At 51.0% G+C, this 24,948-nt stretch carries 23 protein-coding genes and 1 pseudogene; 21 read left to right on the forward strand and 3 right to left on the reverse strand.

What is annotated here, in order from left to right; translation table 11 throughout:
• Positions 1 to 137 precede the first annotated feature (137 nt).
• The 8 genes from B9T62_RS11705 (at position 138) to B9T62_RS11735 (ending at position 8,365) form a co-directional block, all read left to right on the forward strand.
• Positions 138 to 1,034 carry a cation diffusion facilitator family transporter gene (locus B9T62_RS11705; protein ID WP_281257719.1) on the forward strand — a complete coding sequence of 299 codons (897 nt, stop codon included), beginning with the start codon at positions 138 to 140 and terminating at the stop codon, positions 1,032 to 1,034.
• Positions 1,035 to 1,321: 287 nt separating this feature from the next.
• A complete protein-coding gene (locus tag B9T62_RS11710; RefSeq protein WP_087915415.1) occupies positions 1,322 to 2,230 on the forward strand; it encodes an NUDIX hydrolase in 909 nt (302 codons plus the stop codon).
• Between the two features lie 83 nt (positions 2,231 to 2,313).
• Positions 2,314 to 2,505, forward strand: coding sequence for a hypothetical protein (locus tag B9T62_RS38965; RefSeq protein ID WP_169834371.1), 192 nt, complete (start codon positions 2,314 to 2,316; stop codon positions 2,503 to 2,505).
• A gap of 176 nt (positions 2,506 to 2,681) precedes the next feature.
• Positions 2,682 to 3,875: a metallophosphoesterase gene (locus B9T62_RS11715; RefSeq protein WP_087915416.1), complete on the forward strand. Its 1,194-nt coding sequence runs from the start codon at positions 2,682 to 2,684 to the stop codon at positions 3,873 to 3,875.
• 1,141 nt (positions 3,876 to 5,016) lie between these two features.
• On the forward strand, positions 5,017 to 5,475 hold the full coding sequence (locus B9T62_RS11720; protein ID WP_087915417.1) for a MarR family winged helix-turn-helix transcriptional regulator: 459 nt from the start codon (positions 5,017 to 5,019) through the stop codon (positions 5,473 to 5,475).
• A 21-nt stretch (positions 5,476 to 5,496) separates the two neighbouring features.
• On the forward strand, positions 5,497 to 6,321 hold the full coding sequence (locus B9T62_RS11725; RefSeq protein ID WP_087915418.1) for an SDR family oxidoreductase: 825 nt from the start codon (positions 5,497 to 5,499) through the stop codon (positions 6,319 to 6,321).
• A 5-nt stretch (positions 6,322 to 6,326) separates the two neighbouring features.
• Complete coding sequence (locus B9T62_RS11730) at positions 6,327 to 6,995, forward strand: response regulator transcription factor (protein ID WP_425436684.1); 669 nt, start codon at positions 6,327 to 6,329, stop codon at positions 6,993 to 6,995.
• Entirely contained in the window at positions 6,992 to 8,365 is a 1,374-nt protein-coding gene (locus B9T62_RS11735) for a sensor histidine kinase (protein WP_087915420.1), read from the forward strand. The genes B9T62_RS11730 and B9T62_RS11735 overlap by 4 nt, the downstream gene beginning before the upstream one ends.
• Positions 8,366 to 8,371: 6 nt before the next feature.
• Here B9T62_RS11735 and B9T62_RS11740 read toward each other — a convergent pair whose 3' ends face one another.
• Complete coding sequence (locus B9T62_RS11740) at positions 8,372 to 9,196, reverse strand: CheR family methyltransferase (RefSeq protein WP_245864424.1); 825 nt, start codon at positions 9,194 to 9,196, stop codon at positions 8,372 to 8,374.
• Positions 9,193 to 11,925: a response regulator gene (locus tag B9T62_RS11745; protein ID WP_169834372.1), complete on the reverse strand. Its 2,733-nt coding sequence runs from the start codon at positions 11,923 to 11,925 to the stop codon at positions 9,193 to 9,195. The genes B9T62_RS11740 and B9T62_RS11745 overlap by 4 nt, the downstream gene beginning before the upstream one ends.
• Positions 11,926 to 12,208: 283 nt before the next feature.
• Here B9T62_RS11745 and B9T62_RS11750 point away from each other — a divergent pair, with 283 nt between their 5' ends.
• Complete coding sequence (locus B9T62_RS11750) at positions 12,209 to 13,336, forward strand: ABC transporter permease (protein WP_087915423.1); 1,128 nt, start codon at positions 12,209 to 12,211, stop codon at positions 13,334 to 13,336.
• Positions 13,333 to 14,025: an ABC transporter ATP-binding protein gene (locus tag B9T62_RS11755; RefSeq protein WP_087915424.1), complete on the forward strand. Its 693-nt coding sequence runs from the start codon at positions 13,333 to 13,335 to the stop codon at positions 14,023 to 14,025. The genes B9T62_RS11750 and B9T62_RS11755 overlap by 4 nt, the downstream gene beginning before the upstream one ends.
• Before the next feature lie 591 nt (positions 14,026 to 14,616).
• Here B9T62_RS11755 and B9T62_RS11760 read toward each other — a convergent pair.
• Positions 14,617 to 15,444, reverse strand: a complete 828-nt coding sequence (locus B9T62_RS11760; protein WP_087915425.1) for a helix-turn-helix domain-containing protein — start codon at positions 15,442 to 15,444, stop codon at positions 14,617 to 14,619.
• A gap of 161 nt (positions 15,445 to 15,605) precedes the next feature.
• Between B9T62_RS11760 and B9T62_RS11765 the strand changes: the two genes are divergently transcribed.
• From B9T62_RS11765 to B9T62_RS41760, 11 genes and pseudogenes are all read left to right on the forward strand, one after another.
• Positions 15,606 to 16,772: a Gfo/Idh/MocA family protein gene (locus B9T62_RS11765; RefSeq protein WP_087915426.1), complete on the forward strand. Its 1,167-nt coding sequence runs from the start codon at positions 15,606 to 15,608 to the stop codon at positions 16,770 to 16,772.
• A 30-nt stretch (positions 16,773 to 16,802) separates the two neighbouring features.
• A complete protein-coding gene (locus B9T62_RS11770; protein WP_087915427.1) occupies positions 16,803 to 17,564 on the forward strand; it encodes a sugar phosphate isomerase/epimerase family protein in 762 nt (253 codons plus the stop codon).
• 26 nt (positions 17,565 to 17,590) lie between these two features.
• Positions 17,591 to 18,679: a Gfo/Idh/MocA family protein gene (locus B9T62_RS11775; RefSeq protein WP_087915428.1), complete on the forward strand. Its 1,089-nt coding sequence runs from the start codon at positions 17,591 to 17,593 to the stop codon at positions 18,677 to 18,679.
• Positions 18,680 to 18,721: 42 nt separating this feature from the next.
• Positions 18,722 to 19,741, forward strand: a complete 1,020-nt coding sequence (locus B9T62_RS11780; protein WP_087915429.1) for a Gfo/Idh/MocA family protein — start codon at positions 18,722 to 18,724, stop codon at positions 19,739 to 19,741.
• A gap of 105 nt (positions 19,742 to 19,846) precedes the next feature.
• Positions 19,847 to 20,359, forward strand: a complete 513-nt coding sequence (gene msrA, locus B9T62_RS11785; protein WP_087915430.1) for a peptide-methionine (S)-S-oxide reductase MsrA — start codon at positions 19,847 to 19,849, stop codon at positions 20,357 to 20,359.
• A 597-nt stretch (positions 20,360 to 20,956) separates the two neighbouring features.
• Positions 20,957 to 21,628, forward strand: coding sequence for an HAD family hydrolase (locus tag B9T62_RS11790; RefSeq protein ID WP_087915431.1), 672 nt, complete (start codon positions 20,957 to 20,959; stop codon positions 21,626 to 21,628).
• Positions 21,588 to 21,953: a hypothetical protein gene (locus B9T62_RS40225; protein ID WP_211296452.1), complete on the forward strand. Its 366-nt coding sequence runs from the start codon at positions 21,588 to 21,590 to the stop codon at positions 21,951 to 21,953. Before B9T62_RS11790 ends, B9T62_RS40225 begins: the two co-directional genes overlap by 41 nt.
• 102 nt (positions 21,954 to 22,055) lie before the next feature.
• Complete coding sequence (locus tag B9T62_RS11795; protein WP_087915432.1) at positions 22,056 to 23,222, forward strand: lysozyme family protein; 1,167 nt, start codon at positions 22,056 to 22,058, stop codon at positions 23,220 to 23,222.
• Positions 23,223 to 23,597: 375 nt separating this feature from the next.
• Complete coding sequence (locus tag B9T62_RS38975; protein WP_157685580.1) at positions 23,598 to 24,326, forward strand: alpha/beta fold hydrolase; 729 nt, start codon at positions 23,598 to 23,600, stop codon at positions 24,324 to 24,326.
• A 67-nt stretch (positions 24,327 to 24,393) separates the two neighbouring features.
• Positions 24,394 to 24,573, forward strand: a pseudogene (locus B9T62_RS11805) (HAD family hydrolase); the annotation flags it as partial.
• Between the two features lie 236 nt (positions 24,574 to 24,809).
• A complete protein-coding gene (locus B9T62_RS41760) occupies positions 24,810 to 24,938 on the forward strand; it encodes a YjcZ family sporulation protein (protein ID WP_425436646.1) in 129 nt (42 codons plus the stop codon).
• Positions 24,939 to 24,948 lie beyond the last annotated feature (10 nt).

Raw genomic sequence — 24,948 nt, forward strand, 5'->3', positions numbered from 1 at the left:
TGTCAATGTTGAACAAGGGCAAACAATGTTGCAGAAGACAACACTATTCCGCACTGGCAACTCTATTTGGCAGGGGTAACTCTTGGGGAATGTGGCAACACTGTTTCTCTAGACCCACCCTTACATGAGCGTGTAGTATGGAACAATACAATGGTTTGGAGGTCCTTTTTCTGGAAAATTATAATGACATCAAACGGGGAGAAAAAGGCGCATGGCTAAGCATTGCGGCTTATATTGTCCTGTCGGCGGTCAAGCTGCTGATTGGGACGGCATCCGGCTCCCAGGCACTGCTCGCAGACGGGTTGAACAACACTACGGACATTATTGCTTCTATTGCCGTATTAACGGGACTGCGAATTTCACGCCGGCCTCCCGATTCCAATCACAGCTACGGGCATTACCGTGCGGAAACCGTGGCTGCACTGATAGCATCCTTTATTATGGTAGGCGTTGGCCTGCAGGTTCTGTATCAAGGGGTGAACAAGTTCGTTCAGCCTGCACTGGAGACACCGGATCTGCTGGCAGCCTGGACGGCCGGGATCTGTGCACTGATTATGCTGGGGGTGTACAGATACAACTCGCGGCTGGCCCGCTCCATCAACAGCAATGCCATCCGCGCCGTAGCGCAGGATAACCGTTCGGATGCCATGGTGAGCATGGGCGCGCTGATCGGGATTGTCGGCTCCCAGTTCGGTATTCCCTGGCTGGACCCGCTGGCGGCAACCTTGGTTGGACTGATGATCTGCAAGACCGCGTGGGATATCTTCCGCCAGGCGTCGCATGATCTGACCGACGGCTTCGACGCCAGCGAGCTGAAGCTGATGAGAGAGACGGTTGCGGAGGTGGAAGGCGTGGAGGTTATCAAGGACATCAAAGCCCGTATCCATGGAAACAATGTGCTGGTCGACACAACCGTGCTGGTCAACTCCATGCTTAATGTGGTGCAGAGCCATCATATTACCGAAGAGATCGAAGAGCAGCTGAAGGACCGCCACCAGGTAGCTACTGTGCTGGTACATATAGAGCCGCTGTAAGCCCGGGCAACCGGGCTTTTTTCTAAAGATAAGAATTTATATGCTGCACGCCATAAATTATCCTTCTCTTTCTCGCAGAAACGGACGCCTGAAAGCGATACGTAGTATCGCTGCTTCGGAAGCATACGCTTTGCAGAGGGCGGCGAAGCCGTTTCTACTTGGTACAAGGAGCAGGAGCAAGCTTGACTATAAACCGGGAGTGCGGTATATAATAACAACATGATATTAACATAGTAACAATATTAAGCAGCCACAGCTTAACCAAAATGACAATAAAGGAGATTCACATGCCTAAATCCATTACCGACCGCCAGGGGCTGACGGAAGGGCAGTTTCTTGAGAGCTATGATCCAGGGAGCTATGAACGTCCATCGGTTACCGTTGATATGCTTATCTTCACTGTGATGAACCGCGAGCAGGACAATTACCGCAAGCTGCCGGACAAGTCGCTCCAGCTGCTGCTGATCAAGCGCGGGGAGCATCCTTGTCTCGGACAATGGGCGCTTCCCGGTGGATTCGTCTCAATTAATGAAAGCCTGGAGGATGCGGCCCGCCGCGAGCTGTTCAGTGAGACCAATATTGACAACATTTATATGGAGCAGCTGTTCACCTGGGGAGCCGTGGAGCGTGATCCGCGCATGCGTGTGATCAGCTCGTCGTATATGGCTCTGGTGGACCGGTCCAGTCTACGCGTTCAGGCAGGTGATGATGCCGACGATGCAGCCTGGTTTGATGTAGCCTATGAAGTAGTGGAGGAGAAGCATATACCGCTGGAGCAGGGGTATGAAGCCGAGCGCCTGATAAGAATCACGCTTCGACACGGGGAGATTAGCCTGTCCGGCGTTGTTTCGCTCAAGGAAACGGTGCAAGGTCCTGTGCGGAAGCTGACCAGAGAGATTATTGAGCGCGGAGAGATTGCTTTTGACCATCTGATTATGATTCAATATGCCATTGAGCGCCTGCGGGGCAAGGTCGAATACACCGATATTATCTTTAACCTGATGCCGTCGCTGTTTACACTCTCGGAGCTTCAGCGCGTCTATGAGATTATTCTGGGCAAGGAGCTGCTGGCAGCGGCCTTCCGGCGCAAGATTGCGGACAAGGTAGCTGAGACGGATGAATCTACCCGGGATGCAGGACATCGCCCCTCCAAGCTGTACCGCTACAAGCTGCTGCCTCACCAACTACATAGTTAACCTTATGGATGTCTTGCTGCCATGATCATGGCGACAGGCATCCTTTTGTTCAAATAGAGAGGACGGCGAAGCTCGATCAGAAATTGGCTGACGGTATACTCACCCAGGCCGAGTATACCGAACAGCAAACTGCGCTGGCCGCACGGGCCACCTCACTGGTTAATGGAACTTTAACGGGCAAGGAAGGGCGAAGCGGCATTCGTGGCGATAAAGACCTCAGAGGGAAGTCAGCAGGCGGCACAAGCACAAGCTCGGGCACAACTTCAGCAGAATAGTCATAGTTCAGGCCGGACCATCGTGGCCATAAGCTCGTAAGTAGCTGTATCTTCCCAGGGGAGGATACGGCTTTTGCAGTTTTATTGCACTTGGTGAGCGCAATTTATACTGTGCTGATGGTTTGTGATATGATTTTGTTGTAGATACAGAAATACCACCGCAAAGGGGAGAAAACATGAAAAGGCTTCGAATGATCATCTCAGCTGTACTGATGCTGCTTGCACTGGTGTTAATTAATTTCTATATCGGGCAGCATGCCTGGTATTTGGTACAGGAATGGCTGCCCGGAACGTCAGCCGGGTTGTACTGGACCGTATTCGCACTGGTTTCTTTTGCTTATATGATCGCTATGATCCCTTGGCCGCAGGTGCTCAAGCCACTGGCCCGGCTCTTCAAGGTGGTTGGCTCTTATTATCTGGCTTGCATGGAATTCGCCATCATTGTTCTGCCACTGACTGACCTTGTGTATTGGCTGCTTGGTGTGATGGGCTACAGCCGCGCCTTGTTTGTCTCCGAGGCCGGAGCAACCCTGCTGCTGATGCTGGCGATATTCCTCCTCTGGGGCTCCCGGAATGCCTGGAGTACGGTGATCCGCACCCATCCGATTGCCATTGACAAGTCGACCGGAACGAGTGCTCCGCTTACGATTGCTGTCGCCTCCGACATCCATCTCGGAAACATAGTCGGCAACCGCCACCTCCGCAGAATGGTTGCTGAAATCAACGGGATGCAGCCGGATATCATTTTGCTGGCTGGTGATGTGCTCGACGACAGTATTGAACCTTTCCTGCGCAATAACATGAGTGAACAGTTGAAGCAGCTGAAAGCCAGACATGGCGTGTATGCGGTACTTGGCAATCATGAGTATTACGGAGGATCGATTGCGGAGTATACGCGGCAGATGGCCAGCATCGGCATTAAGGTACTGCAGGATGAAGTAATCGAAGTTGCAGGCACTTATATCGTTGGCCGCAAGGATAAGACAGCCGAGTCAATGGAAGCTGGCGGTAGGGCCAGCGTCAGCGCCTTGCTGGAAGGGCTGGATCTGTCGCGTCCGGTCATTATGATGGACCACCAGCCAACCGGCTTCGCGGCCGCTGCAGAAGCCGGTGTGGACGTTATGCTCTCCGGCCATACCCACCGGGGCCAGATCGCCCCGAACCACTGGATTACGAAACGGCTGTTCGAGCTGGATTGGGGCTATCTGCGCAAGGAGCAGCTGCATGTGGTTGTTTCCTCCGGGTACGGAACCTGGGGACCGCCGATCCGCTGGGCGAGCCGCTCGGAGCTGATCAAGCTTACGGTCATGCTGGAGGGCAGCAAGAAGTACAGCGGGGAAGGCATAACTGCCAAGACGGTATTAATCTAGCCAGCGGCAGCAGGGACATACAAGGTATTCAGGACTCCTGTCAGGTAATGACGGGAGTCCTTGTTATAGCCGCAGGTAGTATTTCTGTAGACAAATTTCAGCTCAATCTTAAAATTAGCGGTTGACTGTACGAGTGAACAGAGCGGAGGACCCTACGGGCTTCTGGAGAAACGGTAGTGTTCGCCTTTAAAGACCAATTTCGTTACTACTTAGGATTCAGCTAGGATTTAGAGTGTTGCCCTGGAACCTTCGGAGTAATTAGATGCGAAACTGCAACTAATTTCAGCCGAAAATCCCATTATAAGTATAATAAGTGCATATATGGTTACTACTTAGGACCCTGCGAGGGTATAGAAGGTTACTTGAGAAGGTTATGGGATCGCGCTACCTTAACCCAAACACTCCCCCTTCTGGTAACCCACGTCCTAACGCTCCGTATAGCTCCTATTTCCTCATTTCTGCGCTGGTTTGGAGTCTAGCGGACCGCATAGCCTCTATATTGGAAAAACAGGCCCTAACTAGTGGGTTTTTGCCTGAATAGAGGCTCCTGAGTCCGTTAGACCTGCAAAACAGCCTTTTTACAGCAAATAGAGGCTCCTGAGTCCGCAATAGTTTGAAAGTTAATCGCTGGTTACCGGCGACAGCCTTCCTTTGTTATGCTTAGCCTCCTTGTCGCGCGGTGTGGTATGACAGGCTCGGACGAGTAACACATGGAACACAAGGGGGCTCTAAGTAGTAACCAGTTTCGCAACTAATTCTTTGGACTGGACATATGAGACTATATAAGATGAACTTAAGAATGAAACGGTGGAGTTGTCAGAATGCTGGGTGCATAGGGCTACCCGGACCACTCGAATATAACATTCTTAAGTTCACGTTCTATCTCATGGAACTGAATCTGAAGTGTTCTTATCATACGGGGTCCTAAGTAGTAACCCGATTTCAACCTATAATCAGGTAATAATCAGGAAATCGGGCTTTAACAGCGATCGTAAGAACCCTCCGAACCCGCAGCGGGCATCATTCACTAGGGGGCAACCGCTGGTTTTGGTTTTGAGCCCAAATTTCTTTGACAATTCCAAAAGGAAAGCGTATCTTAAATATAGTTAAGCACTTAACTAATTGGAGTTGAACAGCTGTTATGGAGGATTTAGAGCAATATGTACGGGAACAGCCGCTGCCCACCGAGGTTTTCTTCGCACTGGTGGAGGCCACTGTGGAACTGATCGCAGTTTCGGATAAATATTGGCACTCCCAGGGGTTAAGCGGTGCGAGAATCAGAATTCTGGTGGAGATTGTTAAGGAAGGGGGGACGATCCTCCCTTCCGAGCTGGCCCGCCGGATCGGCGTAACCAAGTCCAATATCAGCCTGCTGCTGGCTCCGCTGGAGAAGTCCGGGTATATCCTCCGTGGAAGTGATCAGAAGGATGGCCGAAAAAGCGTGATTTCAATAGCAGATCAAGGACGAAGCCTGCTGGGCAAGTATCTTCCAGGGAACCGTCAAGCCATCGAAGCTGGAATGAAGCCGCTGGAGACAGCCGAAATGCAGCAGCTGATGTTGCTCTTGCGGAAGCTGCAGGGAAGCGGGAATAGAGAATAGAGAAGGAATGGGTGAGACAAGATGACCTTATTAATTACAGGCGCTGCTGGGCAATTGGGCAGCTTAATTATTCAGACACTGGATGGAAAAGTTCCGGCAGGACAAGTAATTGCAGGTGTCAGGAATCTCGATCAGGCAACCTTGGCGCTTGATAAAGGTATGCAAGTGCGGCTTACAGACTATGACCGCCCGGATACCTTGGCTTCAGCATTTGAAGGTGTTGAGCAGGTGCTGCTCATCTCAAGCTCGCACACAGATGACGAGTTGCGTCTCCAGCAGCATAACCGGGTGATTGCGGCAGCCAAGACAGCCGGAGTGAAGCATCTGCTCTATACCAGCTTCGCATTTCCGCCCAAAGGACCGATTCCCACGAATCACGTGCACATGCTGACGGAGCAGGCCATCCTGGCATCCGGCCTCGAATACACAATGCTGCGTAATGCTCTGTATATCGATTTCGTTGGAGTCCTGGGAATGGATGAAGCGATCCGCAGCGGTGAGCTGCGCACGCCTCCGGGAGCCTGGAGGTTCAATTCGGTTACGCGGAAGGATCTTGCCGGAGGCATCGCCGCTGTGCTGTCAAGCGCCGGACACCGGAATCAAATCTATGAGCTGACCGCCCCGGCGGCCTGGACCTTTACCGATCTGGCAACGTCGCTGTCGGAGCTGGCAGGCAAGCCGGTAGTGCACCGGGAAGATCCTAATATTCAGCATTGGATCTATCCTTTCATGTCCAAGCTGGACACCTCTTCGACCTCGGATCGGCTGGTACAGCTGCTGGAAGGTCCGGTAACCGGGCTTACTGAGAGTATCCGGCCTTTGCTGCAAGGGAGCGAATTCTTATAAAAACCATATTGGTAAGTGATGACGATCGCCATATCCGCACTCTCTTAAAACATGTATTGACCCGGGACGGCTATCTGGTAACCGAAGCGGCTGACGGACAGGAAGCCAAGCTCCGGCTGAAGCAGCATACCGTTGACCTGGCGGTTGTTGATGTGATGATGCCTCACGTGGACGGACTGGAGCTGTGCCAGTTTATCCGGGAGAACTATGATATTCCCGTTATTCTGCTGACGGCCAGACAGCAGCTGAGCGACAAGGAGGCGGGCTATTTGCACGGCACGGACGATTATGTAACCAAGCCGTTTGAGCCGGAAGAACTGCTGTTTCGGATCAAGGCGTTGTTCCGCCGTTATTCGATTGCCTCGGATGACAAGATCCGGCTGAATTCGCTGGTGATTGACCGCAGAAATTATGAGCTTCAGCGGGGCAGCGAGGTGCTGCTGCTGCCGGTCAAGGAATTTGAGCTATTAGCCCAGCTGGCTCAATATCCCGGAAGATTGTTCACGCGCAGTGAACTGATTGAGCTGGTATGGGGCGCGGATTATGAGGGAGATGAGCGGACAGTGGACGTTCATATCAAACGGCTGCGCCAGCGCTTCCAGGATGACACGGCTGATTTCATCATCCGCACGGTGCGGGGAATCGGCTATAAGCTGGAAGTGGTACAGCTATGAAGTCTCTATATGTAAGGATGTGCCTGATCTTCTGCTCGGTTATCCTTGTCAGCAGCCTGCTGGCCTTTCTGGTGGCCAATCAGAACTACCAGGTGCAGACCAAACCGCAGAATGATGCCAAGCTCACCGGCATGGCCATTGAGCTGCAGAGGTTCGCAGAAGCCCACCCGGAATCTATGGAGGAATACTTATCCAGTGCAGCCGCACTGGGCTACAAACTGTATTTAACCGACGGGGAAGGGGAAGAGCGGTTCTATGGCAAGCCGTTCCGCAGCAAGGATCTGGATGAAGCCCAGCTGCATCAGGTGCTGAGCGGAGAGGTCTACCATGGGGTAGCTGAATTTCCGGCGCGGGCCTTTATTACCGGGTTCTTTGACAACCAGCTGAGCAATACGATCGGAGTGCCGGTGAACATCGGCAGCCAGACCTTTGCCCTGTTTATGCGGCCGGATGCGGAGGTGCAGTTTGGCGAGCTGCGGGTCTTTTTTGCCTTGATCATCGGACTCACGATCCTGTTCAGTCTCGGCTTCGTGATGATCGGCGTACTGCATGTGGTGAAGCCCATTATCCGTCTGACAGCGGCCACGAAGCGGATCTCCAAGGGCAGATACGATATTAAGCTGAATACGCGGCGGCGGGATGAGCTTGGCCAGCTGGCTTCGCATTTCATGGCGATGAGCCGGGAGCTGGAGCAGACCAACCGGGCCAGAGTGGAATTTGTGGCCAATGTCTCCCATGAGATTGAGTCTCCGCTGACTTCGATCAAAGGTTTTGCGCTTGCGCTGAAAGATGAGGATCTCCCGAAAGCGCAGCGTCAGGAATACTTGTCCATCATCGATGATGAGACGCGCCGCCTCTCCCAGCTCAGCAAGCAGCTGCTGACCTTGTCTTCACTGGATTATGACCAGCATGCGCTGCAGAAGATCAAGCTCGACCTGCGGGCACAACTTCGCCAGGTGGTGCAGATTATGGAGTGGAGGCTGACGGAGAAGCAGCTGGCCGTCCGCCTGAATCTGAAGGAGATTACCCTATCCGCAGATTCCAATCTGCTCTATCAGGTATGGATGAACCTGCTGTCCAATGCCGTGAAGTACACGCCTGCCGGAGGTTCTGTTCACATTGACGCAGCTGTCAGCGGCGGGAGCTGCATCGTCACCTTCACAGATACCGGGGAAGGAATTGCGCCCGAGCATCTGCCGCATATTTTTGAGCGGTTCTACAAGGCGGATCAAGCGCGCACCCGTGACAGCAACAGCAGCGGACTTGGCCTTGCCATTGCCGCCCGGATTGTTCAGGCACATGGAGGCACCATAGAAGCAGAGAGCCAGCAGGGGCAAGGAACCACATTTAAGGTTACCCTGCCCTTGTAGCTGAACTTACTCCCTTTTAGGATGCTCCAGCTTGCTGTAGATGTTGTTTGTGACGCCGAATTCTTTGAAGTGCTGGTTGCTTTCGAGAGAGATCAGGGATTCCTGATCTCCCAGACAGAGCAGGCCTCCGGGGTATAGACTGTTGTAGAATAACTCTTGAACATGTTTTTGCAGGCTGGTATTGAAATAAATGCATACATTCCGGCACAGAATGACATGGAATTCGTGAAAGGAGCCATCCGTAACCAGATTATGCTGTTCAAAAAAAATCGCTTGGCTCAAAGCAGAATGAAAGTAAGCCGACTCGCCATCCGTATCCATATATGCTGAGAGTGTTTCTTTTCCGCCGGCTAGCCGATAGTTTTCGGCATAGTCGGTAAGATGCTGCAGCGGAAAAGCGCCTCTGCGAGCCTGCTCCACCGCTTTTTCATTGAAATCCGTAGCATAGATATGTGTCTTCTCCAGCAGACCCTCCTCTGTAAGCAATATCGCCATCGAATAGGCTTCCTCGCCTGTTGAACAGCCTGCATGCCAGATGTAGATCTCCGGAAGTTCTCTAAGGATGGGGACGATCTTATTCCTGAATTCCTGGAAAAACTCCGCATCTCTGAACAAACTGGTAACCTGAATCGAGAAATCTTCCAGAATATTGTTCAGCAAGGCTGGACTTTGGAGCAGAAGGCCAAGAAGCTGGCTGAGGTCCGCGCAGTTTTCGAGCTTCATCCGCAGCTCCAGACGCCTGAGAATATGTTTGCGGTTGTATGCGCTGAAATCGAATCCGCTGAGCCGGTGGAGGTTCGCAAGCAAAAGATCAATCGGCGCTCTATTCATTTTTGGGTTAACCATACCCGCATTAAGGAGAACAGCCGATTCATATCAATAGGTTTGCTCAGATAGTCGGAGGCGCCTGCGGCCAGACTTTTGTCCCGATCCTGGTTCATCGCTTTGGCGGTTACCGCAATGATCGGCAGCTCCGCGTTATTCAGCGAATTTCGGATCGTCTTCATCACCTGATAACCATTCATCTCCGGCATCATAATGTCCATAAGAATAATATCCATCTCCTCCTGCTCCAGCAATTGCAGACACTCCTTGCCTGAATCAGCGACGAATACCTTCATGCCCTGGTGGGTTAACGGTGCCATTAAGGCTTGGGTATTTCGTTTGTCATCATCTACAATCATTACTTTTTTGCCACGGAGAACATCGAAGCTGCCCGTGCCCGGCAGTTTCTCCTGTTCTACAGATTGCACAGTACGGGAAATAGGGAATTCTGCAGCGGAAGCAACTTCGATCTGTTCGATATTCCCTGCCAAGGAAGGCAGAATCAGCGTGAATACACTGCCTGCCCCTGGCTCACTGATGAGATGAAGCTCCCCTCCGAGCAGTGCTGTTAATTGCTTGGATATCGATAAGCCCAGTCCTGTTCCGCCATAATTGCGCTCAACCGTTCCATCGGCTTGCCGAAAGGACTCGAAGATCAGCTGCTGTTTCTCCTCGGGAATACCCATCCCTGTATCCCTTATCGTAAAAGTGATCACGCCTTCAGCACTGGCAGGCACATTCTCCAGCGTCTCAAGAACAGCAGGTTGGGCCGATTGAATCGTAACCTCAACCTTGCCGGCTTCCGTAAATTTAATGGCATTGGAGATTAAATTCTTTAGAATCTGCTGGAGTCTCTGCTCATCGGTATACATCAGATCAGGCGTATCTGCCGCGACGCTTACGGTAAACTCCAGCCCCTTTTGGGCGGCAAGCGCCGAGAAATGCTGCTCCATCGTTTGCGGCAGCTCAGAAATATTTACCGGATCGACATGGATGCTCATTTTACCGGCCTCTACCTTGGAGAGATCCAGAATATCGTTAATCAGTGTGAGCAGATCATTGCCCGAATTCTGGATATATCCGGCATATTGCAGCTCCTCCTCCGTCAAGGTCTGATTATGGTTTTCCTTCAGGAATTGGGAGAAGATTAACATACTGTTCAGCGGAGTACGCAGCTCATGGGACATATTCGCCAGGAATTCGGATTTGTATTGCGAGCTGATGGTCAACTGCTCTGCGTACAGCTGCATTTCAGATTTGGCTTTCTCTGCCTCAGCGGTCATGGACTGGGCGTGATTACGCTGCTCCTGCAGCTGCCCGTTGATGGCCTGCAGCTCCTCCGATTGCAGCCTCAGCTCTTCCGATTGGGTCTGCAGCTCTACCGACTGACTCTGTACCTCTCTGGAATGCAGCTGCAGGTCGGTGTTGAGAATCTGTGATTCCGCGTAGAGACGGTCTATTTCCATTCGTGCTTTGACGATATCCGCAGCAGCGGCAAAAGGCCCGAGAATACTGTCCAGAAGCCTCAGCTGCAGCTCATTGAACTCCTCCATTGAAGCAATCTCAATGACGGCCTGAAGACTGCCCTGATATTCCACAGGCACAAGCAGAATATGCTCTGGCTGGGCTTCTCCCAAGCCGGATTCGATGCGGATATAATTTCCGGGGATCTGATTGATATGGATAATTGTGCGCTCCTTGGCACATTGGCCGACCAGCCCGTCACCCACCTTGAAGCTTTGTTTGCCGATGTCGTTGCCGTTGCCTGCATAGGAGGCGGCCTTCAGGAGCAGATCCTTACCCTTCAGTAGATAAAGCGCCCCATATTGTCCGTTCAGCATCGTACATATCTTGGTTAGAAACAGGTCGGCCAGGACGTCCGTATCCTCAATTCCCTGATACATGGCGGCAAAATCAGAGGTTAACGTCTGAATCCAATACTGTTGCTGGTGGCTGTCCAGCAGCAGATTCGTGGCGTGGGCGAGGTCTCCAATCTCATCCTTGCTGGTTACCGTAATCCGTTCTTCCAGGTTATCTTCAGACAGCGCAATCGCCTGGATGGTGGAGGTTGCTACACGCAGCGTGCTCAGTATGCTCCGGGACAGAAAGACGGCAATCACTAAAGCGATTCCGGCTACCACTACAGCAAACAGATACAGGAAGGCTACAAGGGAACTGTTGCTGCTTTTTTGTGCTGTAATCCGCAAATCGGTGGCTTGCTTCTCCGTATCACGGAAAGCATCAAACTGCTGCCGGATTATATCCACCTGCTGAATGCCAACGCCGCTGCGAAAGGACTCGGCGATGCCGAGCGCATTGTTGGCTTGCTTCAAGCTTAAGATGTGATCGACATACTCGTTTACCCAGCTGTCTATATTGCCCTTGATGGCTTGCAGCCGCAGGATACCGCTTTCATCGGCAGCGATCACTTCATACAGCTGGTCATAATCTTGCTGCCACTGCGCTTTTCCCCGTTTGTAAGGATCGAGATAAAGCGGATCGCCGGTGATGACATACCCCTGCATGCCATTCTCCATATCGAGCACACTTTTCTCAATTTGGTTGGTTAGACTGGTAACTTGGCGGTCATGGGTGGTGATCACATTCACTTCGTTTTGCTTACTATAGATTTGATTGTGTACCACTACTGTAAAAAGGGTCAGGCAACCAACAATGATCAGAAATCCAGAGATGATTTTGGTGTGGATACTCCAGGCATTAAACCAACGGACCACATGATTTCCTCCTAAGAAAACGGATATGATGCCCAATAAACGTCAAAGGACCGCTAATAAAATGATTAGCGGTCCTTAAGTAAGGTCATAGAACACTGTGTGTCCTCTAATATTCCGTTTCCCAAACTTTAGCATTGCAGCAACGATAAGTCAACTTAGTATTATACACCGATTTAACGGGATTCAAACATCTGCAGTCCGCCTATTTCTGTAATTCATTATTCATACTCCGTTCATCTTGGACCTCTAGACTGGGTCTATAAAGAGTAGAAGGAGGGGTATCATGTTTCTAGCCTTAAGAGAGATGCGGCATTCCAAAGCCAGATACCTGCTGATTATGGTCATTATGCTGCTCATCTCGTTTCTGGTCCTGTTCGTAACCGGATTAGCCAGCGGGCTGGCATATGCCAATATTTCAGCTGTGAAGAATATGCCGGCGAATTATTATGTGGTAGAAGGGGATGCGGACCAGACCTTCCGGCGCTCCCAGCTGACTGATGCCGACCTTACGGCAGCGCGTGCAGCGGTTGGCGAGCAGCAGGCTGCCTCGCTGGCTGTTCAGATGAGCACAATCACAGCGGATAGCGCTGACGTCAAGCTGGATGTAACCTTGTTCGCTGTGGACATGAAGGGGATGCTGGCCCCCAGAGTAGTAAGCGGTGAAGGCATAACCAATGAGCAGGAAGGTTACGCTGTCGTTGACCGGAAGCTGGAAGCTTCAGGCATCACTCTTGGCAGCAGCATTACCGATCAGGCCTCAGGCATGAGCTGGAAGGTGGCGGGTTATGTGGAGGACAGCTCCTATAGCCATACTCCGGTAGTTTATATTAACAATCGCGCTTGGCAGGCCATGAACCAGGGCGGGGGAGTGGGAGCGGCCGGGGATTCGGCGGGAGAAGCCACACCTTATAATGTGATCGCACTCCAGGCCAACTCCACTCAGGTGAAGTCAATTACTGCCAAGCTGGACCAGGCGGAGGTTATTACACAGAAACAAGCGATTGCAAGTATTCCCGGATATTCGGCAGAGCAGAAGTCGCTGATGATGATGATTGTGTTCCTGTTTGTTATTGCAGCCGTTGTGCTGGCGGTGTTCTTCTATGTCATTACGATTCAAAAAACAAGCCAATTCGGCATATTAAAAGCCATGGGGACGCATATGGGCTACTTGGCGTGGAGTGTGATTGGACAGGTGATGATTCTGGCGGTAGCCAGTCTGTCGATAAGTTTGCTCCTGACGCTGGGCATGAATAGGGGGCTGCCGGATTCAATGCCTTTTCAGCTGGAGACTTCGACCATGCTGCTGACCAGCGTACTGTTTGTAGGCATGTCCTTATTGGGGTCTCTGCTATCCGTAGTTAAAGTAGCCAGGGTAGATGCCTTGGAAGCCATAGGGAGGACCGGCGCATGAATGCACAATTAGAGATGAAGCACGTAACGCAGACCTACGGCGACGGAAGTTCAACAGTGTCTGTACTGAATGAGCTGGACCTCAGCGTATATGCTGGAGAATTCGTGGCTGTACTGGGCCCTTCGGGTTCCGGCAAAAGCACCTTTCTGTCCGCAGCCGGCGCGCTGCTAAGGCCTACCCGCGGTGAGATTCGGATCAACGGTGAAGTCCTTGGTGACAAAAGCACAAGTGAGCTGGCCGAGCTGCGGCTGCATCAGGTCGGTTTTATGTTCCAGAACGCTCAGTTGCTGCCTTACCTCCGGGTGGAGGAGCAACTGCTCTACGTCGCCCGGCTGGCGAAGCTGGATGCGAAGGAGGCGAAGCGGCGGGCGGCCGAGCTGCTGAACCGCCTGGGCCTCAGCGAACGCCGCAAGCATTACCCGGAGCAGCTGTCCGGCGGCGAGAAGCAGCGGGTCGCCATCGCCAGAGCATGGATGAACAAGCCAGCCATCCTGCTGGCCGATGAACCTACCGCCAGCCTGGATTTCAAGCGCGGCAAGGAGGTTGTGCGGATGATTGCCGAGGAAGTGAAGAACGAGAACAAAGCCGCCGTGATGGTGACACATGATGAACGGATGCTGGAATGGTGTGACCGTGTGCTGCATCTGGAGGACGGGAAGCTGAACGAGAGAGGCGGGCAGATAGGCTAATGGAAGTTGAAACGGCTACGCTGTCCTTTTGAAAGACGGAGCGTTTCAGCGAGAAATAGAAGGATAATTTATAGCGTGAAACCTATAAATTCATATATTTGAACAAATGTGGTTAATCCACCCCTGTTTCACCTATCCCACCTCCCAACCTCCCCCCAAAAAACGCCGTTCAGCACTCAGGTCACATGAGGTAGAGTAGATGACAGACACCGGCTGTCGAGTGGGGGATAACTGTATTTCGTGCAGTTAAAGTAGCGAAATAGAGCGCCAATGGAAAGATAACTGCACTTCGTACATCTAATTTTCCTCATTTAGCCGTTCAGCCGTGTTTTGAAGAGAAATAACTGTACGCAATACAGCTAAAGTTGTTTTGGGCCCATTTTTGGCTAAAATAGATGAAACGAAATACAGTTAGCCGCTTCTGCAGGAATAGAAGAGACCCTTTGCCGCTTGTAGGCAGGGGGCCTTTTTTTGAAAATATAAGAATTTATATGTTTCACGCAATTTATAATCCTTAAAAGGACAAATGACGTACAAAACTGGTGTCAGTTTGCACGTCATTTTTAGTGTCATTTTGACCGGTATATTCCGTTATTTGGTGCTGTTGCGGTAGGCGGAGGGGGAGACTCCGGTTGTTTTTTTGAAATACTTGGAGAAATGGGCCAGCTCCATGCCGACCTGCTCGGAGATGTCGGAGATGCTGAAATCCGTCAGGGTCAGCTGGCGCTTCGCCAGCTCCATCCGCTTCAGCTGGACGTAATGCATGGGCGGGACGCCGATGAATTTTTTGAAATAAGGAATGAAATAGTTCGGATGGAGGTGAACCAGCTCGGCCAGTTCCTCTACCTCCAGCGGCTGCTTCAGCCGTTGGTCGATGTACTGAAGCACATGTGCCAGCTTGCCCTGGTCGCTGGTCTGCACGAATTCCTTCATGAAATCGGTATATCCGCCGGACTCCAGACAGAGCGCGATCAGATTCAGCAAGGAGGCCTGAATGCGCAGAATCGAGAGCACATCATTATTCTGAAACAGCGCGATCATATCGGTGAAGATGGCTCTGACTGCATCGGGATCAGGTGCGTCGCTGATATACAGCTTATTTTCCGAGTGAAATAAAGGCCATTCTCCAATGTCCGCATCGAAATGGCAGTAATAGCGGGTATAGGGATTGTCCGGGTTCGTCTCCGTCGTTTGCGTGCTGCCGGCAGGCATAATCATCAGCTGTCCCGGCTGTGGATAGTAGCTGACTCCGTTGATAATCACCTTGCCTTCCCCGCGGTCCAGGAAATAAAGCCGGTTGAAGGAAGGCGTCTCGCGCGAGCGGTTCCATCCGAAATATTTACTGCTAACCTGGGCATGGGTAACCGTCACAGTCAGATTCTGCAGCAGACGCCCGGTCAGATTGCCTGAGTGATTCATAGATTGGCTCCTTTATAACACTAATATTACTTACATTATCATAGTAATTTAGCAAATACATCTTAGTTTTATACAAAAACTTCTTAGTTACGGTCATGTTCACTGCCCAAGAATAAGTATATTCTCTTAACATAACCTCATACAAAGGGAAGTGAGCAAAGTTGGAAAAGGTTCGTTACGGTATTATTGGGATTGGAAATATGGGCAGAGCCCATGCCTTAAGTCTGGTCAATGAGATAAAGGGTGCTGAACTGACAGCCGTGTGTGATATTAGCGCTGAACGTCTGGAATGGGCGGCAGAGCGGCTGCCTGCGGGGGTGCTGCATTATCTTAGTCCGGCAGAAATGTTCGAAGCGCATACGATTGACGCTGTGCTGATTGCCACTCCGCATTATGATCACCCTACATTGGCTATCGAAGCCTTCAACTATGGCTATCACGTATTGATCGAGAAGCCGGCAGGCGTCTACACCAAAGCGGTACAGGAGATGAATGATGCGGCTGCGAAATCTACGGTTAAATTCGGCATCATGTACAATCAGCGCACTAATCCGCTATACAAGAAGCTGAGAGATTTGATACAGTCCGGGGAGCTGGGCGAGATTCGCAGAACCAACTGGATTATCACCAACTGGTACCGCAGCCAGAACTATTATGATTCCGGCGGCTGGCGGGCGACCTGGGGCGGGGAAGGCGGAGGCGTGCTGCTGAACCAGGACCCGCACCAGCTTGATCTGTGGCAATGGACTACAGGGATGATGCCTAAACGTGTCCGCGCTTTTTGCCACTTCGGCAAATACCGCAAGATTGAGGTTGAGGATGATGTAACCGCTTATGTGGAGTATGAGAACGGGGCTACCGGACTTTTTGTGACCACTACCGGTGAGGCACCTGGCACCAATCGCTTCGAGATTACCGGCGACAATGGCAAAATCGTCGTGGAGGACAACCAGCTGACCTTCTGGCGCCTCCGCACCCCTGAACCGCAGTTCAATGCCGAATACAAGGGTGGCTTCGGCAGTCCGGAATGCTGGAAATGTGAGATTCCGGTCGAGGAAGGGCACGGTGATCAACACAAGGGGATCTTGCGCAACTTCACGAATGCTATTCTGAACGACGAGCCGCTGCTTGCTCCGGGAGAAGAAGGCATCCATGGTCTGACATTGTCCAATGCGATGTATCTGTCAGCCTGGACCGACAACTGGGTAGATCTGCCGATTGATGCCGATCTGTTCCACGAGAAGCTGATGGTTCAGGTCAACAACTCGACGTTTAAGAAAGAAGCCATAGTCAGTGCCAAGGCACTGGATGTAAGCGGAACCCACTAATAAATCTCATTACTGAAAGGATGAATATACATGTTGCGTTCTTCCATTGCTGCTCAGCTCTACACGCTGCGCGAGTATACCCGTACGCCTGAAGATTTGAAATCCACCTTGAACAGGGTGGCCGAGATCGGCTATCAGGCCGTTCAAGTCTCGGGGATTGGCCCCATTGCTCCCGAGCTGGTTAAACAATATGCCGATGAAGCGGGCCTCTCCATCTGTGCCACCCATGTGTCTTGGGACCGGTTGGTGAATGATTTGGATGCGCTTGCAGCAGAGCATAAGCTCTGGAATTGCAAATATATCGGCCTAGGCGGGCTGCCGGAGGAATACCGCAGCAGCCAGGAAGGCTACCGCAGCTTCGCCAAGCTGGCCTCAAGCATTGCAGTCACCTTGAAGGAGCAGCACGGCCTGCAATTTGTCTATCATAATCATGATTTCGAATTCGAACGTTTCGATGGATTAACCGGGATGGATATATTGTTGGCCGAGACAGACCCGGCCGTCGGATTTGAACTGGATCTCTATTGGGTCCAAGCTGGCGGTGCCAGTCCTGTGGAATGGGTCCGCAAGGTCCAGGGAAGAATGCAGGTCGTCCACCTAAAGGATATGGCGATCAGCGGCCGGACCCAGCAGTTTGCCGAAATCGGTGAAGGCAATATGAATTACGGAGACATTATAACGGCCTGCCGCGATACCGGCGTAGAGTGGTATGTGGTGGAGCAGGATGTGTGCCAGCGCAATCCGTTCGAGAGCCTGGAGATCAGCTACAAGTATTTGCTTGGTCTGTTGTAGAATCCATAACTTTTCAGGAGGTAACCATGAACCCCAAAGACGGAATGAACTACGCTCCAAAGCACGAAGCGAAGCCCGTGGTGGAGCAGGGCGAATTTATTATGGCTGCAATGGCACTGGATCACGGCCATATCTATGGCATGTGCAACGGGCTTGTGGAGGCGGGTGCCCAGCTCAAATGGGTCTATGATCCCGATCCGGCGAAGGTCACAGCCTTTCTTAACACCTATCCGGGTGTCAAGGTGGCTGCCTCTGCCGCTGATATTCTGGAAGACCCTGAGGTGCAGCTGGTTGCAGCGGCGGGAATCCCTTGCGAACGGGGCCCGCTGGGTGTTACGGTAATGCAGCACGGCAAGGATTATTTCACTGACAAGGCTCCTTTTACCACGCTTGCTCAGCTGGAAGATGCGCGCGCAGCCGTGGAAGCAACAGGACAGAAATATATGGTGTATTACAGTGAGAGACTGCATGTGGAGAGCGCGATATATGCCGGACAGCTTATTGCCAAGGGTGCCATTGGCAGAGTGCTGCAGGTCATTGGCCTGGGACCGCACCGCCTAAACGCTGCCAGCCGGCCGGAATGGTTCTTCCAGCGTGAGAAATACGGCGGCATTCTCTGCGACATTGGCAGCCACCAGATTGAGCAGTTCCTCTTCTACGCCGGCTGTCAGGAAGCGACTATCCTGCACAGCAAGGTGGCGAACTATAATAATGAAGCTTATCCCGAGCTGGAGGATTTCGGCGATGCCACGCTCGTTGGAGATAACGGCGCGACCCAATATTTCCGCGTGGACTGGTTCACTCCGGACGGACTTGGAACCTGGGGCGATGGACGCACCATGATTATGGGAACGGAAGGGTATATCGAGCTGCGGAAGTACAGCGACATTGGCCGCTCCAGCACGCCGGATCATGTCTACTGGGTGGACGGGGAAGGGGAGCATTACGAGCACGTAGCCGGCAGAGTCGGTTATCCCTTCTTCGGCGAGCTGATTCTGGATTGTCTCCACGGGACGGAGCATGCGATGACGCAGGCTCATGTCTTCAAGGCAGCCGAGCTGTGCCTGAAGGCACAAGCCCAGGCCGTCAATCTTACACCGGCTACATTACAATAGCGCTCTTCATGGGCGCATAATGAAGATGGGAAGGTGCCACAGATGAAGCAGCTTGGAGCAGCCATTATTGGCTGCGGAGCCATATATCCGCTGCACGCCAGAGCGATAGCAGCCATGCAGGGGGTGCAGCTGTTGGCGGTTGTCGACAGCAATCCTGCTGCCGCTGCAGAAGCTGCCCGCGAATTTGGCGGTCAGCCATTAACGGACTACCGGGAACTTCTGAACCGCACGGACATCGATGTAGTCCATCTCTGCACACCGCACAGCCAGCATGCAGAGATGGCCGTTGCACTGCTGCAAGCAGGCAAGCATGTGCTTACCGAGAAGCCGCTTGCCGTCGATCTGCCCTCCGCCCGGCGGATGGTGGAAGCAGCTGAACGCAGCCGGGGCCAGCTGGGAGTGGTCTTTCAGAACCGCTATAATGAGACCTCCCGCCATATTAAACAGACCATCGACTCGGGAATTCTTGGCCCGTTGGTCTGCATGAAGGGCACGGTAACTTGGCACAGGAGCGAGAGCTATTACACTGACAGCAGCTGGAGAGGGCGCTGGGCTACCGAAGGCGGCGGCCTGCTGATCAATCAGGCGATTCACACGCTGGATCTGCTGCAATGGTTCGGCGGTGAGATCGCCTCCGTCAAAGGAAGTGTCACTACCGATGTGTTGGACGGCGTTATTGAAGTAGAGGACACCGCCCATGCCTGCATCCGGTTCAGCAACAACGCCAGGGGGCTGTTCTACGGCAGCAACGCCTATCTGGTCAACACACCGGTAGAGCTGGAGCTTGTTTTTGAACAGGGAACATTGACTCAACGCAGAGACAGCCTCTATCTTTGGAAAGAGGGACGGGAGACGCTGCTGAATGAGCCTTTTGCCATCACGGAAGGAGCCAAATCCTACTGGGGCACCGGCCACAAAATGCTGATCCAGGACTTCTACGAGCATGTTAGTACTGGCCGCAGCTTCTGGCTGGACGGCCGCGAGGGGCTGAAGGCACTGGAGTTGATCACACAGATCTACAGCTCCTCAGCATCAAGAATGATACATCCTTCCGTGACCTGACAGCTACCAGGCGGATTGACTTTCGACGCAATTAACCTTATCTTCATATCAGATCACTGAACGCTTACTTAGCTGAGATATGATAGACAGGGAGCGATTGAAGTTATGGAACAAGCAATGTTTGCAGGAGGCTGCTTCTGGTGTATGGTTACACCCTTTGAGGAGCTGCCGGGAATACAAGGCATCGTCTCCGGTTATGCGGGAGGCCAGGTCGAGCATCCAACCTATGAGCAGGTCAAGACCGGAACCACTGGCCATTATGAGGTGGTGCAGATTACGTTTGACCCGGAGCTTTTTGCATATGAGAAGCTGCTTGAATTATATTGGCCGCAGATAGATCCGACCGATGACGGTGGACAATTCCAAGATCGGGGCACCCAGTACCGCACGGCAGTCTTCTACTATACAGAGGCGCAGCGAACTGCGGCACTTGCTTCGAGAGACGAGGTTGCCGCCAGCGGCAGATTCCCTGGACCCGTGGTTACGGCGATTTTGCCTGCACCGGTTTTTTATCCGGCAGAGGAATATCATCAGGATTACCACAAGAAGAATCCCAAGCATTACAAGGAAGACCGCGAGCAATCAGGGCGCGATGAGTTCATTGTGAAGCACTGGTAAGTTCATACCTATCCATCAGAACAGCCGGAGGGGCCATCAGCCTTCCGGCTGTTTGGCGTTCAAGAGAAGGTGGCCGTATTCGAAGATAATTAGCTCGCTCAACCACAGTCAGTGCTGAGTTAACTGTATTTTGTACAGCTAAAATCGACGAATGAGCACTGCAAACGCCTATAGCTGCATTCCGTACACTTATTTCTGACGGTACCGTGCTATATCCTTGTTTTGACAAAATATAGCTGCACCAAATGCACTTAAACGCGCTTTAGGCGATAATTCAATAGATATAAATGTACGAACTACAGTTAGCCTTACCAGTCACCCGCGACTTTTTTTGTGGAAAGTGTGAAGAAAGGGCAGTATGATTTAATAGAGTTACCAAGGAGTGACTACTTAGGGCTTGGTATGATTTACAATCGAAGACTCAGCTCCGTGTTGTTTTCTAAAGTCCGATTTACCGATTTAGTTGCGAAAATGCATCTAATTACTGGGAAAGGTCAAGGGGCATATTCTAAATCCTCGCTGGGACTAAGTAGCTTCACAGACAATGCTAGATAGAGAAGTGGAGATCAATCATCTGATGGAGGGAGCAAGGCCGCAGTGAAACCTGTAGAGTACAGTATTTTGTTTGATTTGGATGGTACCTTAACCGACCCCAAAGAGGGGATTACCAAATGTGTGGAATATGCGCTTAACCAGTTTGATATTCAAGTAGAGCACTTGGATCGGCTGATTCCGTATATCGGACCGCCGCTGCATGAGTCGTTCGTGCAGCTGCACGGATTCAGCGAAGAGCATTCGCTCCGGGCAGTAGAGCTGTATCGCGAGCGTTACCGAGAAGTGGGCATGTTCGAGAATCTGGTGATTCCCGGCATTCCCGAGCTGCTGGAGCAGTTGAAGGCGGCTGGGTATTCGCTGCATGTGGCAACTTCGAAACCTACTGTTTTTGCCGAACAAATTCTCAAGTTCTATGAACTGGATCATTACTTCGGGCTTATCGCCGGCAGCAATCTGGATGGCAGCCGTTCCCGCAAGCAAGAGGTCATTCAATATGTGCTGGACCAGCAACACATTGATCCGCGACAAGCCGTGATGATCGGCGACCGGCTGCATGATATTGTCGGAGCAAAGGGCTGCGGCATGGCATCCATCGGGGTTCTGTTCGGGTATGGCTCGGAGGAAGAGCTGCGCACAGCGGGTGCAGATTCCATTGCGGAGACTGTGGTCGAGATTGAGCAACTGGCGGCACATCACGCCGGCGCAGCAGGTTGAAGGCTTGATAACGTCGGCGCTGGAGCACCAAGCGGAAGGCACGAATTCCTTTTACCATTATCGACAAAAAAACGGGAGCCCTCGCAGGCACCACGCGTATTCTCCATCGTTGGCAATAACCTCAGGTCGCAGCGGGCGATCGAGCGGATCGGGGCAGTCCGGGAAGGGGTGCTGCGTCAGCACCAGAATCAAGACGGACGGTACCCTTCAGGACAACGTGGTGTACAGTATTCTGGATCACGAATGGCCTGGTGTTAAGATTCATCTGCAGTATCTGCTGGAGATCAAATACGCAGCATCGTCCCCACACGGCAAGCCTGAGTAACAAATGTTTCCGAAGCAGCGGTTTACCTGACACGAATAGGGTAATTTATGGCATACAGTGTTGTATCTCTGTTGTTGATAGATGAGAAGGGGAGGCGTTAATTTGAATAAAAAAATAGGTGCACTGCTGGCTGCCGCATTGCTGCTGCCCGTATTCTTCAGTACACCGGAGTCGGATGCCGCTGCAGCACAGGAGAGGACTGCTCCGCTCCAAGTGGCGGCCACAGCCCAGAGTCCAGCCACTAATGGACTGGTGCCGCTGACTGGCGCGATCAATGGCAATCTGCCGATTCATATGTCGATCAAGATTGAGAGCGGCGGGAAACTGACTGGCAGCTATTATTACGACAAATACAAAAAGACGATAAGGCTAACAGGCAATGTCAGCGGAAAAATGGCCAATATGTATGAATATGATGCCAAAGGCAAGGAAACCGGACATTTTCAGGGCTGGTGGATTCCCGGCACCGGCTTCGCCGGGGTGTGGAGCAACCAAGACGGTACCCGCCAGCTGCCGGTGGAAGCCTTGACTGCCTCTGCAGCGGCCAGTATTAAGGTTCCTACGGCAGCAGAGTGGAGCGGTGAATGGCATAGGGCGAGCAACTCGCCGTTCTACGGATCTTATGTTAAATTCAGCAACGTCAAGAAGGATAAGCTATCGCTCTCCATGGAGGCATTCGACGGTGCCCATTCCGGAGGATTAGACGAGGAGTCGGCAGTGGTGCGCAAACGGATGGCCGTATACAAGGAAGAGAACGGCTCGGTCATCTTTTTCTATCTGCTTGGCAGCAAGTTGTATGTAACCAGTCCTACTCCGGTGTATTCTGCCGGCGCTAATGTGACCTACAGCGGGGAGTATTCCAAGGGTCCATTCAAAGAGGTTAACTACACGCTGAAGGACACAGGCGTCTTCAAAACGGCAGCCGAAGACAAGGCATTCCGCAAAGTTGTATGGAGTGATTACGATCTGTTCTTAAACAGCATGCAACTGCTGGATAAGCCGAAGGATCTGGACGGTCTGGGCGCAGAGGTTGTCCAGGGCGGCGTGCGGGGACTCTTTACGCTTACGGAAGCCATCATCATGCATGACAAGAAAGGCCACTATTGGGCAGCCGTGTTGGACACGGATGAGGAGAACAGCATCGAAGAAATCGATATTGCCATCGTCCGATTCTACACCAACGTACCGAATACCACCGAGCTGCCGAAGACGATTGCAGACTGGACCGAAGCTTTTCCCGATTACGAGGTTGTATTCATGAATCCATAGCACATCCGCGAAACTATTGATATAATAGAAAAAAATGGAATAAAAAACCCTTATAACATCAATGTTTATAAGGGTTTTTGGTCTATAATTTAGAATGGAAATTACAAAAAAATCACAACTTCGGATTTTTCCGTCCTTTTAAGATGTTTCCAAAATGTATTTTTATCTTTTCAGAATTTTGCTGTTTTATCCGCTCTGTCACGTGAGTGTAAATGTTCGGGAGAGATTTGAGTTTAGAATCCATCTGAGAAATAAGAATGTCTTCCTGCTGTGAAGCGATGTATGATTACATGAAACGGATAGATGTGATTTTGGAACAGCCGCCTGAAGGTATCTTTGTTGATGGAATAATATATTTGAAATGGATGGTGAAATATGAAAAGTTATTTTATTCGTAATGAGGCAGTTGTTCTACACATTCTTGAGAATGGAGTGGTATCTGAAAAATCACCTTCATTACTTATAATTAATGGATTGTGGGAATCTGCAGAGAGAGCCATCCCACTGCTGTCCAAAATTCAGGGACATGTTGTTACTTTTAGTTTTCGAGGTCGTGGGTTGAGTTCTACTCCAGAAAATAATTATAATCTTGTGGATCATCTATCAGATATTGAAGCAGTTATTTCCTATTGCGGCCTTAAGAATTACTGTGTACTTGGGTTCTCCAGAGGTGCTGCGTACGCTATAGGTTGGAGCTTATCAAATCAGAAAGACATGTGTGGACTTATTTTGGTTGACCAAGCACCTATACATAGAAGTGTCGGGAAAGAGGCTTTGGATTTTTGGAGTAAATTGGTGTATTTGCAAGTGCCAATATTAAACCATATGCGTCTTGAAGCGTTGCAAGGATTGGGGAATGACGCAGATGAAGTTGATTTTTCGGAACAACTATCAAAGCTTCACATTCCAGTTGCTCTTTTCGCTGGTAGGAATGCGGCGGCAAAAATTCCTTCGGATATATCGGAAGAAACACTCAAAATATATAAGGAATCAATCCCCGGATTGAATGTTATAGAATTTCAGAATTCCGGTCATATGATTCCAGATGAAGAACAACAAAAATACATTGAAGAAATCGGTCTGTTCTTGAAGAAATTAGTATAGGCAAATTTAGTCGGAAACACCTAACCCATTCTTTGGTGGGGTGTTTTGATTAAAGGCTAATGGTGTCACAAAAGAAGAAATAGTCGCTTTTGGTGATAACTTCAATGATATAGATATGCTTCGCTTTGCAGGGTTAGGGGTGGCTATGGATAATGCTCCTGATGAAGTCAAATTAGCTGCGGATATAGTAACGTTATCTAATGACGAAGATGGATTGAAAGTAGTTCTAGAAAAGTACTGTTACTGAGGATGTGATTTTTCATCGGTTTATGAGGGAACGGTTTGAGTTTAGAGCATACATAAAATGACCCGCCGGGCTAATGCCTGACGGGTCATTTTATATTATAAACTCCGTAAACACTGGATTCCGCAACAAGCCAGTTTTGTATCCAACCCCCCTCAATTCGATTCCTATTTACCCAAGCACAGATAAAAATCCCACATATTCTAAGATGTATTCAATTATAAGGGAGGGATGAACGAATGAGTGGAGTTGTTGGAGGATATGGGTGTGAACATGAAAAAAAAGTTATTAGTCCTTTTACGTCGACAGGTGCAATCTTGGTACTCTTTATCTTGTTAGTTATTATCTTGAAAGCCTGCATATTCTAAATTTTATTCA

The sequence above is a fragment of the Paenibacillus donghaensis genome (assembly GCF_002192415.1).
Classification (GTDB): Bacteria; Bacillota; Bacilli; order Paenibacillales; family Paenibacillaceae; genus Paenibacillus_AQ; species Paenibacillus_AQ donghaensis.